This window comes from Geobacter sp. FeAm09, from assembly GCF_008330225.1.
Taxonomy (GTDB): domain Bacteria; phylum Desulfobacterota; class Desulfuromonadia; order Geobacterales; family Pseudopelobacteraceae; genus Oryzomonas.
Map to the genome: position 1 here is coordinate 718,266 of NZ_CP042466.1, position 13,733 is coordinate 731,998.

Below are 13,733 nucleotides of genomic sequence, written 5' to 3' on the forward strand. Positions count from 1 at the left end.
GCGCCATGCAGATACTCCTGTTCGCACGGGACGGGGTCGCCGACCACATCCGCGACGCCGTGACCCGGACCGTACCCCAAACCGAGGTCATAAGCGCCATGGACGACCTGGTCGGCCGGTTCCGGCGCCCCTCCGGGGAGCCGGTGGTGGCCGTGCTCATCGCCGGCTCCCTGGGCGAGCTTGCCGCCCTGCGGCAGATGAAGGGGATGCTGCACGATTGCCGCACCGTCCTGATCCTGCCCGATAGGGAAGCGGAGACCGTGGCGGCGGGGCACCGCCTCCACCCCCGGTTCCTCGGCTGCCTGGATGACGCCGGGGAGGAAATCGCCGCCGTGCTGTGCAAGATGCTGAACCAGCAGAAGCGGGACCGGGCGGAATACCACGCCGGGTAATGACGTGTCCGCAGGGGAGCCGCCATGGAACAGGACATCCTGAATACGGTATTCGAGGTGGAGCGGGAGATCCGGGAGACGGTCGCCGCCGAGCAGCAGCGAGCGGATGGGGCTCTGGCCGCCCTGCGCCGGGAGTGCGCGGAGCTGGCGGCAGGGGAGGAGGCCCGGCTGCGGGAGGAGATGGCTGCCGGGGTGGCGGCCGTGGCTACGGGCGAGGCACGCCGGCAGGCCGACGTCGCCGTGGGGCAGGCCGAGGCGCGGGCCGGGCGGCTGGCCCGGCTGGGGGACGACCGGCTCGCACGGCTGGTGCGGCACGGGATCGGGACCATACTACCGGGTGAATGACATGATCGTCGCCATGTCCAAGGTTGAAATCATCGGCCCCATGGAGTTTCTGCTCCCGGTGCTGGACCGTGTCCGGGCCCTGGGGCTGTTCCAGGTGGAACAGGAGATGCGCGGTTTTGTGGGCCGGGAGGACGAAAAGGCGTTTCGGTCGGTACGGCTGGACAAGAAGACCCTGGCGGAACGACTGTACTTCGACGATCTCCTGGCAAGGATCGGCCAACTGGCCGCATTCCTCCCCAAGCTGCCCACCCGGTGCAGCTACCTTGAGCCGCACAGCGCCGTGGGGATCGTGGCCGATGTGGTGGACAAGCATACTGCCCTGTGCAGCGGGCTCTGCCGCCGGCGGGACGCCCTGGAGGAGGAGCGGAGTGAACTGCTTCGGCAGACCTCTTTTCTCGACGCCCTGGAGCCGCTCTTCAAAACGGCCGGGGAGGGGACCGGGCTGGATTTCATCGGGGTATCCCTGAAAAACGGCGAAGCGGTGGATCACCTCTACCAACTGATCGCCCGCCTGACGGGCGACACCTTTGAATTCGTCACCACCAGCGGCCCGGAGGGGGCGATCATCGTGCTCATCACCCTGCCGGCCGAACTGGGGGGCAAGGTGCGGGACGTACTGAACGGGGAGCGGATCCCGGAGTTGGCCTTCCCGGCCTCCCTGGGGCAGCTCCCGTTTCCGGACAAGGTGCGCACGGTGCGCCGCCGGATCGGCGACATCGGGGCCGAACTCGACCGGGTGAACGCCGAACTGCACCGCTTCGCCTCCCGCTGGTGGCCCACCTACCACAGCGTGCGGGAGTGGCTGCTGGACCGTCTGACACTGCTCACCACCACCGCAGCCATCCACAAGACCGACCTCTGCTTCTTCATCCACGGCTGGATGCCCTCCCCGGACGTGGCCCGGCTCAGCTCTCTGCTGAACGGTGAATTTCAGGGACGGGTGGTGGTGGTGGAGCAGGAGGCGCTGGAAGAGGAGATGGAGACCGTTCCCATTGCCATCAGGAATCCCCCCTATTTTCGCCCCTTCGAGCTCTTCACGCGCATCCTGCCGCTCCCCGCCTACCGTTCCTACGACCCGACCCCCTTCATCGGCATCTTCTTCCCGATCTTCTTCGGCATGATCCTGGGGGACGTGGGGTACGGCCTGCTGCTTGCGGCCTGCGCCCTGGTCATGCTGAAGCTGTGCCGCACCAGGCGCGACCTGCGCGATGCCGCCCTGATCCTGCTGGTGTCCTCCTGCTACGCCGTGGTGTTCGGTTTTCTGTACGGCGAGTGCTTCGGCGGCCTCGTGGGGTGGGCGCTTCTGGAGCAGACCTGCGTCATCGAGCGCAGCCGGGCGATCATGCCCATGCTGGCGTTTTCCCTCTCCATCGGCGTCGCCCACGTCACCCTTGGCCTCTGTCTCGGCCTCTGGTCGGCCCTGCGAAGGGGGGCGGTCAGGGAAGCCCTGACAAAGCTCGTGAACATCCTGCTCCTGCTCTGCCTGGCGGCCCTGGCCGTCTCCCTGTTCAGCCCGTTTCCGGTCCCGGTCAGAAGGGGGCTCAACGTGGCGGTGGTCGTCGCCATCCCGCTCATGCTCCTCACGGGGGGGCTCCTGGCGCCGCTGGAGATGATGAAGAATATCGGCAACATCGTATCCTACGCCCGGATCATGGCCATCGGGCTCGCCTCGGTGCTCATCGCCCAGGTGGCGAACCGGTTCGCGGGGTTGACCGGGGATGTGCTGACCGGGGCCGTGGCGGGCGGGTTGCTCCATCTGATCAATATCGTCCTTGGGGTGTTCTCCCCCACCATCCACAGCCTGCGGCTCCATTACGTGGAGTTTTTCGACAAGTTCATGGTCTACGGCGGCCGGCGGTTCGAGCCGTTCAAGAAGCCGTCCGGATAGCCGCACACCGGGCGGTCCGCGGGTTCCCGCGTTCGAAAGGAGGGAAGGAAATGGAAAAGGTATTGCTCGGTTTTGCCGCCGCCCTTGCCGTCGGGCTCTGCGCCATCGCCACCGGGTGGGCCCAGTCCCGGATCGGCTCGGCCGGCGCCGGCACCCTGGCCGAGAAGCCCGAGTTGTCGGGAACGATCATCATCCTGCTGGCCATCCCCGAAACCATGGTGATCCTGGGCTTCGTGGTCGCCGCCATGATTCTCTATCTCTAGGGGGAACGCCATGGGATACCATGAACTCGTCGCATCGCTTCGGCGGGAGGGTGAGGAACGGGTCGCCGCCATCCGCACGGCGGCAGCAACGGAGGGTGACCGGATCAGGGGAGATGCGGCGGCGCAACTCCAGGCGCTGCGTGATGACTACGCCCGCCGCCGGGCGGATGCCATTGCCGCCGCTGCCGGCAAGCTGGCGGCAGAGGGGCGGCGCCGGGCCGAGCGGATCAGGCTCCAGGCCGAGAGTTCCCTGGCCGAGCGGCTGTACGCCGTGGCCCGGGCCTCCCTGGCCGAGTTGCGGGGTGACGACTATGCCGGGCATTTTGCCCGCCTGGTGGGGGAACTGCTCCCCTGTCCCTGGGAAACGGTGTGGGTCAATCCGGCCGATGTGCCCTTGGCCCGGCGGCACTTTCCCCAAGTCCGCATCGAGGCCGACGACGCCATCTCCGGCGGCCTGCGGGTGACGGGGGAGGGGGGGCGGCTCACCATCGACAACACCTTCGAGAAGCGCCTGGAACGGTGCTGGCCCGAACTGGTCTCCCAGGTCGTGGCGGCGGTCCTCCCCCAGGTGTGAGCCATGGGGCTCCTGGCGGAACATGGGGGGAGCGGCGTACCGCTCTCCTACCTCCTGGCGCGCATCATGGGGCGGCGCGCCTACCTGGTGACGGAGTGGCAGCGGCTATTGGCCACGGCCGACCCGCTGGCTTCCCTTCCGCCATCCCCCTATCGCCAGGCCCCGGACGGGGGGGCGGACGAAGGGCTGTGGGGTAGTCTCCAGCAAGAGCTGGCCTGGGTCCACCGCCAGATGGGGCGCAGCCTCCAGGCCATCTTCGAGCCGTTCTTTCTCACCCTGGAACTGCGCACCCTCTTCATGGCGCTGCGCCTTCGTTCCCGGGGGGAAGAGGGGCGCACCCTGGGGAGCCTGCTCCGCTTCAGCCTCCTCTGCGCCCCGGTGAAACGGCTGCTCCGGGAGGGTGACGACCTGCCGGCCATCATGGCCGGGGTGGGGCTGCACGCGGCGTTTCTGCCGGACGGGGGGCGAGCCTTGCCGGAGATCATGCGGCGGCAGGGGATGCGGGGGTGCGAGGAACACCTGGTGGACGCCTGTCTGGAACACGCGGCCGCAAACCGCCTCCATCCCGCTGTCGCCGCGTTTGTGATCCGGCTCATCGACATGGAAAACATGGTTGCCCTGGCCAAACAGGTGCGTTGGAGGATGGGGGAGCCGGGTTTTGTGGCGGGGGGGAGCATCGGCGTGGCGCTCCTCAGGGAGGCGGCCCGCGACCGGGAGGGGCGGTTGGCCCGTCGCCTCATGGGCCGCGTGTTGGGGGGGGAGGCGGACCCGGCCGCACCGGAGCTGGTCCCGCTCCTGGCGGCCCGCCTGGCTCTGGCCCTGCGCAGGCAGGGGCGGGAGCCCGACGGAGTCGGCCTGATCCTGGACTATCTCTGGCGGCGTTTGGCCGAGACGCGCAACCTGTCCCTGCTCCTCCACGGCGCCGACCTGGAGCGCGAGACCCTGGGAAGGGAGCTGTTGTGAAGAGGATCGTCTTCATCACGCCCGGGGATGCCCGGCCCGGTTTTGCCCTGGCCGGTTTCCAGCAGCACACGGCCACCATCGCCGGGGTCGAGGAGGCGTTGCGTGCCGTGCTGGCCGACCCGGAGACCAGGGTGGCGGTGGTGGACGAGCGGCTTCTGCCGGGCATGACCGAGGAGCGGTTCAAGGAGATGGACGCCCGGTGGCCCGGGGTGCTGGTGGTCCTCCCGGCGCCGGAGCGGAAAGGGGCGGAGAGCGAGGAGGATTACGCCCTGCGCATCATCAGGAAGGCCATCGGCTATCATGTGCGGTTGCAGCGATAGAAAGCTGTGTTGAAAGTTCAGGTTGTTCAAAAATAGTCAGATCGTCGCACCTGCAAAAAGCCCCGCGGAGGCGTAGAAGGCCTACTCCGCCGAAGCGGCTTTGGCTGCGAAGGCCGGGCGCTACGCCGCACAAGGCGGCTTTTGAGGACGGTGGAGAGCGGGCTGTTTTTCAACAACCTGCCAGTGTGAAAGGACCTCACCATGGACGGAAGAGTCACCGGCATATCCGGCCCCACGGTCACCGCACGGATCGGCGGCGTGAAGCTGTGCGACATGGTCCTGGTGGGCCATGCCGGGCTGGTGGGCGAGGTGGTGCGGCTGGATGGCGAGCAGGCCGTCGTCCAGGTCTACGAGAATACCCTGGGGCTGGGGGTCGGGGAACCGGTCGTGGGGACCGGGGGACAGCTCACCGTTACCCTCGGGCCGGGACTGGTCTCCACCATGTACGACGGTCTGCAGCGGCCTCTGGAACGGGTGCGCGCCGCCGTGGGGCCCTTTATCCGCCCCTGCCGGGATATCCCCCCTTGGACACCGCCGTGGAGTGGATATTCGAGCCGGACCGCAAGGCTGGGGATGACGTGGCGGCTGGCGAGGTCATCGGGCGCATCAGGGAGGGGGCGTTCGTCCATCTGGTGACCGCCCCGGCCCCCGGCAGACTGGGGCAGGTGCGGTCGGGGGCCGGCACCCTGGCGGAGCCGGTGGCCCGCTACGAGGACGGTGGCGGGATCTTTGCCCGGCAGCAGTGGCCGGTGCGCCGGCCGCGCCCCTTCCGGCGCAAGCTCCCGCCGGTGCTGCCGCTTGTCACCGGCCAGCGGGTCATCGATTTCCTCTTCCCCTTGGTGCGGGGCGGCACCGCCATCTTCCCGGGCGGCTTCGGCACCGGCAAGACCATCCTGGAACAGACCATCGCCAAGTTCGCCGACGCCGACCTGGTGGTGTACGTGGGGTGCGGTGAGCGGGGCAACGAGATGGCCGAACTGCTGGAGGAGTTCCGCACCCTGAAGGACCAGCGCAGCGGCGCCCCGCTCCTGTCCCGCACCATCGTGGTGGTCAACACCTCCAACATGCCGGTGGCCGCCCGGGAGGCGTCCATCTACACCGCCGTCACCATGGCGGAATACTACCGGGACCTGGGACTGCACGTGCTGCTCCTGGCCGACAGCATCTCCCGCTGGGGGGAGGCATTGCGGGAGATCTCATCCTCCCTGGAGGAGATGCCGGGGGAGGAGGGGTATCCCACCTATCTGTCGTCTCGGCTGGCGGCCTTCTTCGAGCGGGCCGGGGCGGTGGAGACCCTGCACGGCGCCATCGGTTCCCTCACCATGATCCTCTCCGTCTCGCCGCCGGGGGGGGACTTCTCCGAGCCGGTCACCCAGGCCTGCCTCCGCACCACCGGCGTGTTTCTGATGCTGGACGCCGCCCTGGCCCACAGCCGCCATTATCCGGCCATCAACTGGGCCCAGAGCTATTCCCTCTACGCCGCCGGGGTGACGGGGCACTTTGCCGCCCGGGTGGCCCCGGCCTGGGGGGAGATGCAGCGGCGCTGCCGGGAACTGCTGCAGCGGGAGGAAACCCTGCGGGAGGTGGCGGAGATCGTGGGGGCCGAGGGGTTGCAGGATGGGGACCGGCTCCTGATGATGACCACGGAGCGGATCAGAAACGAGTTTCTCTGCCAGAACGCCTACGGCGACGACGCCTTCTGCGCGCCGGAACGGACGGCGGCAAAGATGGCCGCAATCTTGGCGTTTCACGACCGGGCAGAGGCAGGCCTCAAGCAGGGGCTTTCCCTGGACGAGGCGCTGGCAGGTGGGACGTAAGCGTCCCTGACGACACGAGGTGGCTATGAGGCTGAGCGAACACCGATACCGCAGTGTCGCTTCCGTGGGGGGGCCGCTCCTGTTCGTGGAGGGGGTCGTGAACTGCCGCATGGGGGAGATGGTGAGGATCGTCTACCCGGACGGCACGGCCGTGGCCGGCGAGGTGTTGAAGATCTCCGGTCGGACCGTGCTGATCCAGGTGTTCGGGGAGACCGCGGGCATCGACCTGGGGGCCGAGGTCATCTTCAGCGATGCGGTCCGCCGCGCCCCCCTGGCCCGCGCCATGGTGGGGCGGGTCTTCAACGGCTCCTTCGACCCCATCGACGGCCTCCCCCTGTTTATCCCGGAGCAGTGGGGCGGGGTGAACGGCCTCCCCATCAACCCCACGGCCCGGGCCTGCCCCGAGGAGTTCATCGAAACCGGCTTTACCGCCATCGATACCCTCAATACCCTGGTCAAGGGGCAGAAGCTCCCCATCTTCTCCTGCGCCGGGCTTCCCTCCCGGGAGGTGACGGCCGGCATCCTGGGCAACGCGCGCCTGGCGGGCGGGGGGGAATTCGTGGTGGTGTTCGTGGCCCTGGGGCTGACGCACCACGACTACTCTTTTTATATGGATGCGCTCGAGGAGATGCGCACCGGGTTCGTGGCTTTCGTAAACCGGGCCGACGAACCGGTGGTGGAGCGGCTCCTGGTGCCCCGCTTCGGCCTGGCCTGCGCCGAGTACCTGGCTTTTTCCTGCGGCATGGACGTACTGGTGGTGGTGACCGACATCACCAACTACTGCGACGCCCTGCGGGAGGTCTCCACGGCCCGCGAGGAACTCCCCGGCCGGCGGGGCTATCCCGGCTACCTGTACTCCGACTTGGCCTCCCTGTACGAGCGGGCCGGGCGGATTCAGGGGACAGCCGGGTCGGTCACCATGCTACCGGTGGTGACCATGCCGGAGGACGACATTACCCACCCGATCCCGGACCTGACCGGCTACATCACCGAGGGGCAGATCGTGCTCTCCCGCGAACTGCACCAGCGGGGCGTCTTTCCGCCGGTGGACGTACTCCCCAGCCTGTCCCGCCTCATGCAGCGCGGCATCGGCCCCGGCCATACGCGGGATGACCACCGCCGGATCGCCGACGCCCTGTACCGGCACTATGCCAAGGGGCGCTACATGCGCGGCCTGGAGGCGGTGGTGGGGCGGGAGGGGATGATGGCGGCCGACCGGGTGATGCTGGATTTCGCCGATGCCTTTGAGACGGAGGTCGTCGGCCAGGGAAGGGTGCGCCGGGGGATCGGCGCGAGCCTGGACGCCGGCCTGGCCCTGTTGCAGCGCTTCTCTCTGGAGCCGCCATGATCCACCCGACCCGCACCAACCTGCTGTTGCTCAAGGAAAAGGCCCGCTCGGTGGCCGGGAGCGTCGGCATCCTCACGGCCCGCCGCCTGGCCCTGATCCGGGAGATCCTGGCCATCTCCACCCCCTTTCTCCAATCCCGGGCAGAGGTAAAAAGGGCCTACACCAAGGCCCTGACCGAGATAGCGCTGGCCGGCGGCCTGGAAGGAGACGACTTTATCGGGTCGTTGCCCATGGAGGCCGCCCAGGACGTGGGGGTGGAGGTCGGAGAGCGGAACGTCATGGGGCTCCGTTACCGGGAGATCCAGATTCAGGGCGAGGTGCGCCGCCCCCCGGACGAGCGGGGCTACGACTGCCGTTTCACCACGCCGCATCTGGAGGAGGCCATCGGCCTCTTCGAAGAGATCGTGGCGGAGATGCTGGAGATTGCCGCCTTCGAGGTGCGGATGAAGCGGCTGGGGGAGGAGGTCGTGCGGGTGACGCGGCGCATCAGGGTGCTGGAAGAGCGGGTGCTCCCCGGACTTAAGAGCGAGATCAGGGCAATCGCCCACTATATCGGTGAGCGGGAACGGGAATCCTTCTACCGCCTCAAGCGCTTCAAGGAGCAGCGGAGCGAATGAACCGGAGCAGGGACAAACGGCATGATATCACCGGCTTCCGCCGCAGTCGGTGGGCGCAATTTTTTTGCAGACATTTTGAGTTGACACGGGAAACAATTCCGTGGTAAAAACTCGGCTCTACACCGCTATTCCCCAATAGCTCAGTCGGTAGAGCAGGTGGCTGTTAACCACCTTGTCCCTGGTTCGAGTCCGGGTTGGGGAGCCAAACAAATCAAGGGCTTACAGAGATGATCTGTAGGCCCTTTTTGTTTGTGTGGTCTCTGGTGTGGTCTGTTGTGATCTTGCTGGACTTTTCAGATCAAGTATACATGCGGTGGGCATTCGGCTACTGGGTCTGTGTTTACAATATCGACACATTCAATTTCGTCTGGGTTGTGGCACACCCTAACATCCCCCAGTTTTGCCCTTGCTTCTTCCAGTTTTTCGATCAGCTCTGTGATAGTCATGCTAACGCCTCCTAGTTTAGTTGGCAATGCCGAAGAGTTTTTACCACTCATCTGTATCAGTCGTCAATATAAAATTAAATAAAAACATATAGTTACATTCAAGTTGGATGATGCTGACACCCAACTTGAATGACAAGACCCGGCACCACTACCCCTACACCCCGTCTGTAGCCCCCCGGTCGGTCAATGCGACCCACCCCCTTCGCAAACCCGCCCAGTTTTCAAGATATTGGGTCGGTTTGACAACCTCATGGTTCTATGGGAGAATGAGCTCGATTATTGCCCACAACTTTACCGAAGATTACTTGTATGGGCACCTCTGCCTTGATGATGGATGAACTGCTGCGCCGGTCAGGGATACATCTCGACGCCACGAAATACCTTGCAGCCAATCTCCCTCATACCCAGAAGGCTTTTGATATTGAGATCGAAATGGCCGCCATGCTCCTGCACCAGGCACGGAAAAAGGCGCTAACGTACCCATTCTCGCCCGGCTTAAAAGAACGCTACCTGGCCGCCACACGGGAGATGCTGAGTCAGGCGGGCGAGTTTGTCTTGTACCGAAAAATGGCTGAAATATAACTGATGGGCGGGAGGAAGCAGGAAATATGAAACAGATAATCGCTGTGCTTGTAATGGTAACAGGACTTACCGCATGTGGTGGCGGCAGCGGATCGGGCGGATTGAACACGGCAAGCGTGACAACCCCGGTCGGCACCACAGTTGATCTGACAAAAATCAATGGTGCTTTCCTTGGCACATCTTCGGGGGTGCAATTCAACTTCCCCTCCCTGTCAGGGTATGACGCTTCGGGCGCCCACTGGACGGGGGCGATGTCCTTCACCGGGGACGGCTCCACCACGTTCGAGGGGCAGAGCGTCACAAAGTCAGTTTCCACCGTCACGCTCCAGGCGGCCAACGGCAGCCCGGCCACCACCACCATTACCAGCTACTATCTCGCCTTGGATGGGAGCCTTTACAAAACCGTGTACGATAATGGCGCCACCTACACTCCGGCCTCCCAGGTTGCTGCACCCACATCAGCCAAGGTGGGCGACTCCGGAGACCTGGCTGCGGCTACCAGGAGCGACGGGACTACCAAGACAGTGCATTGGGCTCTCAACCCAGACTTCGACGGTGCGGTGCAGTTGGTTGTCACAGCCGTCATCAAGACGGGGGCGGTCATAACCTCCAATGAGGTTGACACGATATACCTCAACTCCAGCGGCACCCCAACGCGCATTGCCGTAAGCATCGCCACCTATGGGACCACATCGGGGCACCCGTTGCTCACCTCCTTAACGATCTACGGTAACGCCCAATAAGACCAAAGCCCCTTGGCATTTCGCCTTGGGTAACGGTATACCGACAGCGCAAGCACGGAATCGCCGGAGACAAGCCAGCCGGAAACACCGTAGGCATAACGCGAACCGAGGCGCCGGGCACACTGAAAGCGCAGAGCAATCCGGAAACGGAATAGGAACTTTTCAACGAAATGTCATGTGAGGCCAGTATGTTAAGAACGATGGTCTGTTTGCTCTTTGTAATGGTTTTGAATGGTTGTGCTGCTGGCAAGTTGGTGGGGGGAGTTCCTATGGTTGATGGTGATAATTTTGCTACGGTTCATATTGCACGGCCGTCAGGCTACTCTGGCTGTGCCGTGAGGATGACGATACAATTAGACAACGATGATTTTTACTGGTTGGCTTGTGGAGAGCATATTTCTTTCCGTGTGCCGGCTGATAAGCAAATTATCGTGTCACAGACAACATCACATGTTGCTGACCATGTTGAGATTGATACAGATAAGGGCGAAGAGTTTTTCTTTGAGAACGATTGTAACGGTTTTGCCTGTTGGTTACAGGAGGTTAAAGAAGCCCGTTTCACAAAACTACTTAATAGGTGCGGCCCAGAAATAAAGATAGGCTATTGATGGTAAAATTGTAGTGACAGCGGTCCTGTTGGATGGCAAAATCCTGTGAAAGATGAATAGCACTGTATCACAGGAGAAGAATATGGCAGGGTTAATCGGTAGCGGCCAGATCATGGGCAACAATGCCCTTCAGTCAATGCAGAGGTATTCTAGCCTCGACGCCAAGATGAAGGCCGAGCAGGACATTGCCAATAAACAGAACGCGATGGCGGAGAAACAGCAGAATACCGCGCTTGGCGGGGCCGCAGGGATGGCGGCCGGGGCGCTTGCCGGGGCGATGTATGGAAGTGAGGCCGGGCCTATCGGCATGGCTGTTGGGACACTGGTTGGTGGCATTGCCGGTTCACTGTTTTAAGGAGTCGAGATAAAAAGTATCAACTGATGATGGCAATGACTTTGCTTTTGTATATATGTGTACCTTTCTAATGCTACAGCATTTAAAGACTCTGCTTTTATTAGGTTATATAGGGCATGAAAAGAAAAAGGGGAGACGGCCAGCCTCCCCATGTGTTTACTCTGCCCCGGATATTTCAGCCCCGATTATGGGCGCGAGCTTCTTCCATACGTCCATCTCTGCAATAAAGCCCTTGGTGGTAGGCTGGGCCTCGTCTCCGGTCCCCTTGAACTTCCGCACGTCAAGGTAGAACTTCCCCCGGTAGTCCTTACGGATAAGGCGGATTTCTTCGTTTTTGTTGACGGCGATGGTCAGCAGGCTTGTTTCCATTGTACCGTTCTCCATGTGTTCTCTTGATTGTCGTTACGCTTCATCTAACCCTATAGGCCCAGGTGCCCTGTGGAAGCCATCTGGGAGTCTTTTTCTTTACCCCCCCTGTCGCTACCTTCACCACTGCTGTTCCACTGGCAAAATTGCTTCAGAGGGCATGTTGGGACCGTGCATGGTTTGGTGTCTTCCCCGCCAACACATTCAAAACATTTGGCCTTGATGGCCGCCTGCCTCGTTAACCGTTTGCCGGAGAGATGTTTGATGAGATCGGCGCGGCCTGTCTTTTGGGGCATGGCCTTGACCTGCTTGATAAGGTCTTCATTCCTGGTGGTCATGGTGTGTATGCCTTTCGTAGTTGGTTGTTATGATTTTGCCGGAATATTTTCCAGACACGGGTCTGGAGCGAAGTGGAAGACTAGGCCGGGGTGTGGGGTCGGCTATGAGACCCCACGGTTTACCCCAGTACCAGCAATCCGGACGAATAGCCCCCCTTTAAGGGGGGGGGCGAATCCGTCCGTTTTTGTGCTGCGGATTAATCCGGATTTTTCCGTTGATCGTCCGTTTTTAGAAAAGCTGCAATCCCTTTACTGGTAAGCATTCGTGAGCCCTTTTCATCGGTAACATGTCCGGATTCTATTAATGAGGCGCGAGCGGTACGAAAATATTTACGGATTGTGTCGGAATCCGTTTTTTTGCCCTTCCGTTGTGTATAGGCTTTGACGAAAGCGGCCTGCCACTCCCGATCAGTGGCCTTAACGCCAAGATGTCCCAGAGTCTGCCCGGCAAGGACTGCTTTGGCGTCAAGGTCTGTGCCCGTAGATTCTGGATTTTTTGTCGTGTCATATTCTGGAACACACGATGTTACGATCTCCCCGTTGTCGTCTGCCCCAAGCTCTACCTCTGACAGTTCAAACTTGAGCTGCGCGGGCCGACGACCGTCCTTCATTTTGCCGAAACTAAGGTACCCGTCATGGCAGCGCATCACAAAATCCATTGCAGCAAACAGGGCCGACGACCCGCGCATACGTGACGTATCGTTTCCGGTGTGGTGAATGATTATGGCGCTGCTGCCCGGAAAAGCGCGCCGGAGGGCGTCAACCTGGTTGGTCCATCCCTGCACAATATGGGCTGCGTTCTCGTCACCTTCAATATGCCGGGCGAGTGTGTCAACAACGATCAGTCGAATAGGTCGGCCGCATTGGGCTTGAAACGCATGGGCCGCCTCTATGAGGTCTTCCGTTGTTGCTGGGTTCAGTGGCATCGGGTGACTTGTGACTGTGATTTGGTTGCAAGGGTCAAGCTCTCGATCATGCTGCCAAGCGGAAAACCTCTGATGCTGGCCGGAATGTGCTTCTCCCCACAGATACAGCACGGCACCCTGCTGGCATTGGTGCCCGGCCCATGTGCTGCCTGTTGCGACAGAACATGCCAAATCAACACCGATGAAGGTTTTACCCGATCCAGAAGGACCGAACAATACGCCGGTGGTGTCCTGCCGGATCAGGTTCCCGATCAGCGGCCGGGCTTGAAGTGGCTCCTTCATAATCTCTGCAAGAGGCACTAATAATCGTGGGCGGGCCTGGTGGGTGGTCATGCCTTGTGTAGGGCTGGCTGGCCGTGGGGCGGTGGCCGCCTTCGTCCGGCTCGGAGGTGGTTGCGTGCTAACACGATATTCAGGCCGCTCGCCAGTCATGAGGAAGTGCACAAGGTCAGATTTTTTGGCCTGGATCGCTCCTGTGCCTTTCCAGCCATTGCCCCGCACCAGTTTCCGCAGCTCGTCCACCTTCAACGTGTCCAGATAGGTGGCTTTGAATTTACGGTTCGTCTCGGGATTGATTGGAATTGGAGGGCTGCTCATCTGGTACCCCCTTGGCGATGGGCCTTGATCTTCTCGCCGATGAACCGGCATGCGGCAACAAACGACTGAACAGGTACGCCACGGTTGCCGGTGTAGTCCATGCAAGAGTGGTCCAGGGCTTCCGACCACGGGAAAACTGCATCTAATTCAGACGTGCCGGGCCGGGGGGCGAAGGTGCAGGTGAAGCCGTTTGCCAGTAAATAGGCTACAAGATTCCGGTCTTTTATTGTCTTGGTCATGGTCAT

The 13,733-nt window shown here is 62.4% G+C and carries 20 protein-coding genes and 1 tRNA gene; 16 read left to right on the forward strand and 5 right to left on the reverse strand.

The genetic code is table 11. The annotated features are described in order from the left end of the window. The first annotated feature begins 5 nt into the window (after nt 1-5). The 12 genes from FO488_RS03335 to FO488_RS03385 all read left to right on the forward strand — a co-directional run bounded on the left by FO488_RS03335 (nt 6) and on the right by FO488_RS03385 (nt 8,732). Entirely contained in the window at nt 6-392 is a 387-nt protein-coding gene (locus tag FO488_RS03335) for a hypothetical protein (RefSeq protein ID WP_149209250.1), read from the forward strand. Nucleotides 393-416: 24 nt separating this feature from the next. Further along, on the forward strand, nt 417-737 hold the full coding sequence (locus FO488_RS03340) for a hypothetical protein (RefSeq protein WP_149209251.1): 321 nt from the start codon (nt 417-419) through the stop codon (nt 735-737). Nucleotides 738-750: 13 nt separating this feature from the next. Continuing rightward, nucleotides 751-2,625 carry a V-type ATP synthase subunit I gene (locus FO488_RS03345; RefSeq protein ID WP_149209252.1) on the forward strand — a complete coding sequence of 625 codons (1,875 nt, stop codon included), beginning with the start codon at nt 751-753 and terminating at the stop codon, nt 2,623-2,625. Between the two features lie 50 nt (nt 2,626-2,675). Continuing rightward, complete coding sequence (locus FO488_RS03350) at nt 2,676-2,888, forward strand: ATPase (RefSeq protein WP_149209253.1); 213 nt, start codon at nt 2,676-2,678, stop codon at nt 2,886-2,888. Nucleotides 2,889-2,898: 10 nt separating this feature from the next. Beyond that, nucleotides 2,899-3,462 carry a V-type ATP synthase subunit E gene (locus FO488_RS03355; RefSeq protein WP_149209254.1) on the forward strand — a complete coding sequence of 188 codons (564 nt, stop codon included), beginning with the start codon at nt 2,899-2,901 and terminating at the stop codon, nt 3,460-3,462. A 3-nt stretch (nt 3,463-3,465) separates the two neighbouring features. After that, nucleotides 3,466-4,425, forward strand: a complete 960-nt coding sequence (locus FO488_RS03360) for a V-type ATPase subunit (RefSeq protein WP_149209255.1) — start codon at nt 3,466-3,468, stop codon at nt 4,423-4,425. Further along, nucleotides 4,422-4,745, forward strand: coding sequence for a V-type ATP synthase subunit F (locus FO488_RS03365; protein ID WP_149209256.1), 324 nt, complete (start codon nt 4,422-4,424; stop codon nt 4,743-4,745). The genes FO488_RS03360 and FO488_RS03365 overlap by 4 nt, the downstream gene beginning before the upstream one ends. Before the next feature lie 201 nt (nt 4,746-4,946). Continuing rightward, nucleotides 4,947-5,381, forward strand: coding sequence for a hypothetical protein (locus tag FO488_RS19810; protein WP_240732163.1), 435 nt, complete (start codon nt 4,947-4,949; stop codon nt 5,379-5,381). Beyond that, a complete protein-coding gene (locus FO488_RS03370) occupies nt 5,282-6,562 on the forward strand; it encodes a V-type ATP synthase subunit A (RefSeq protein ID WP_240732164.1) in 1,281 nt (426 codons plus the stop codon). The genes FO488_RS19810 and FO488_RS03370 overlap by 100 nt, the downstream gene beginning before the upstream one ends. 25 nt (nt 6,563-6,587) lie before the next feature. Beyond that, the gene (locus FO488_RS03375; protein WP_149209257.1) at nt 6,588-7,910 is read left to right on the forward strand and encodes a V-type ATP synthase subunit B; all 1,323 of its coding nucleotides are present in this window, start codon (nt 6,588-6,590) and stop codon (nt 7,908-7,910) included. Then, a complete protein-coding gene (locus FO488_RS03380) occupies nt 7,907-8,527 on the forward strand; it encodes a V-type ATP synthase subunit D (protein WP_149209258.1) in 621 nt (206 codons plus the stop codon). Before FO488_RS03375 ends, FO488_RS03380 begins: the two co-directional genes overlap by 4 nt. A 129-nt stretch (nt 8,528-8,656) precedes the next feature. Then, nucleotides 8,657-8,732, forward strand: a tRNA-Asn gene (locus tag FO488_RS03385). Between the two features lie 88 nt (nt 8,733-8,820). On the opposite strand, the gene FO488_RS19275 is transcribed toward FO488_RS03385, so the two are convergent. Beyond that, a complete protein-coding gene (locus FO488_RS19275; protein WP_168205850.1) occupies nt 8,821-8,973 on the reverse strand; it encodes a hypothetical protein in 153 nt (50 codons plus the stop codon). Nucleotides 8,974-9,300: 327 nt separating this feature from the next. Between FO488_RS19275 and FO488_RS03390 the strand changes: the two genes are divergently transcribed. The 4 genes from FO488_RS03390 (at nt 9,301) to FO488_RS03405 (ending at nt 11,261) form a co-directional block, all read left to right on the forward strand. After that, nucleotides 9,301-9,555: a hypothetical protein gene (locus FO488_RS03390; RefSeq protein WP_149209259.1), complete on the forward strand. Its 255-nt coding sequence runs from the start codon at nt 9,301-9,303 to the stop codon at nt 9,553-9,555. A gap of 188 nt (nt 9,556-9,743) precedes the next feature. Next, nucleotides 9,744-10,298 (forward strand): hypothetical protein, encoded by a 555-nt coding sequence (locus tag FO488_RS03395; RefSeq protein WP_149209260.1) that lies wholly within the window; start codon nt 9,744-9,746, stop codon nt 10,296-10,298. A gap of 269 nt (nt 10,299-10,567) precedes the next feature. Continuing rightward, complete coding sequence (locus FO488_RS03400; protein WP_149209261.1) at nt 10,568-10,906, forward strand: hypothetical protein; 339 nt, start codon at nt 10,568-10,570, stop codon at nt 10,904-10,906. Between the two features lie 52 nt (nt 10,907-10,958). After that, on the forward strand, nt 10,959-11,261 hold the full coding sequence (locus tag FO488_RS03405) for a hypothetical protein (protein WP_205743339.1): 303 nt from the start codon (nt 10,959-10,961) through the stop codon (nt 11,259-11,261). A gap of 156 nt (nt 11,262-11,417) precedes the next feature. On the opposite strand, the gene FO488_RS03410 is transcribed toward FO488_RS03405, so the two are convergent. The 4 genes from FO488_RS03410 to FO488_RS03425 all read right to left on the reverse strand — a co-directional run bounded on the left by FO488_RS03410 (nt 11,418) and on the right by FO488_RS03425 (nt 13,733). After that, entirely contained in the window at nt 11,418-11,630 is a 213-nt protein-coding gene (locus FO488_RS03410) for a PC4/YdbC family ssDNA-binding protein (protein ID WP_168205853.1), read from the reverse strand. Nucleotides 11,631-11,680: 50 nt separating this feature from the next. Then, the gene (locus FO488_RS19600; RefSeq protein WP_149209264.1) at nt 11,681-11,965 is read right to left on the reverse strand and encodes a hypothetical protein; all 285 of its coding nucleotides are present in this window, start codon (nt 11,963-11,965) and stop codon (nt 11,681-11,683) included. A 197-nt stretch (nt 11,966-12,162) separates the two neighbouring features. Next, nucleotides 12,163-13,488, reverse strand: coding sequence for an AAA family ATPase (locus FO488_RS03420; RefSeq protein WP_168205854.1), 1,326 nt, complete (start codon nt 13,486-13,488; stop codon nt 12,163-12,165). Continuing rightward, the gene (locus FO488_RS03425) at nt 13,485-13,733 is read right to left on the reverse strand and encodes a hypothetical protein (protein ID WP_149209266.1); all 249 of its coding nucleotides are present in this window, start codon (nt 13,731-13,733) and stop codon (nt 13,485-13,487) included. Before FO488_RS03425 ends, FO488_RS03420 begins: the two co-directional genes overlap by 4 nt.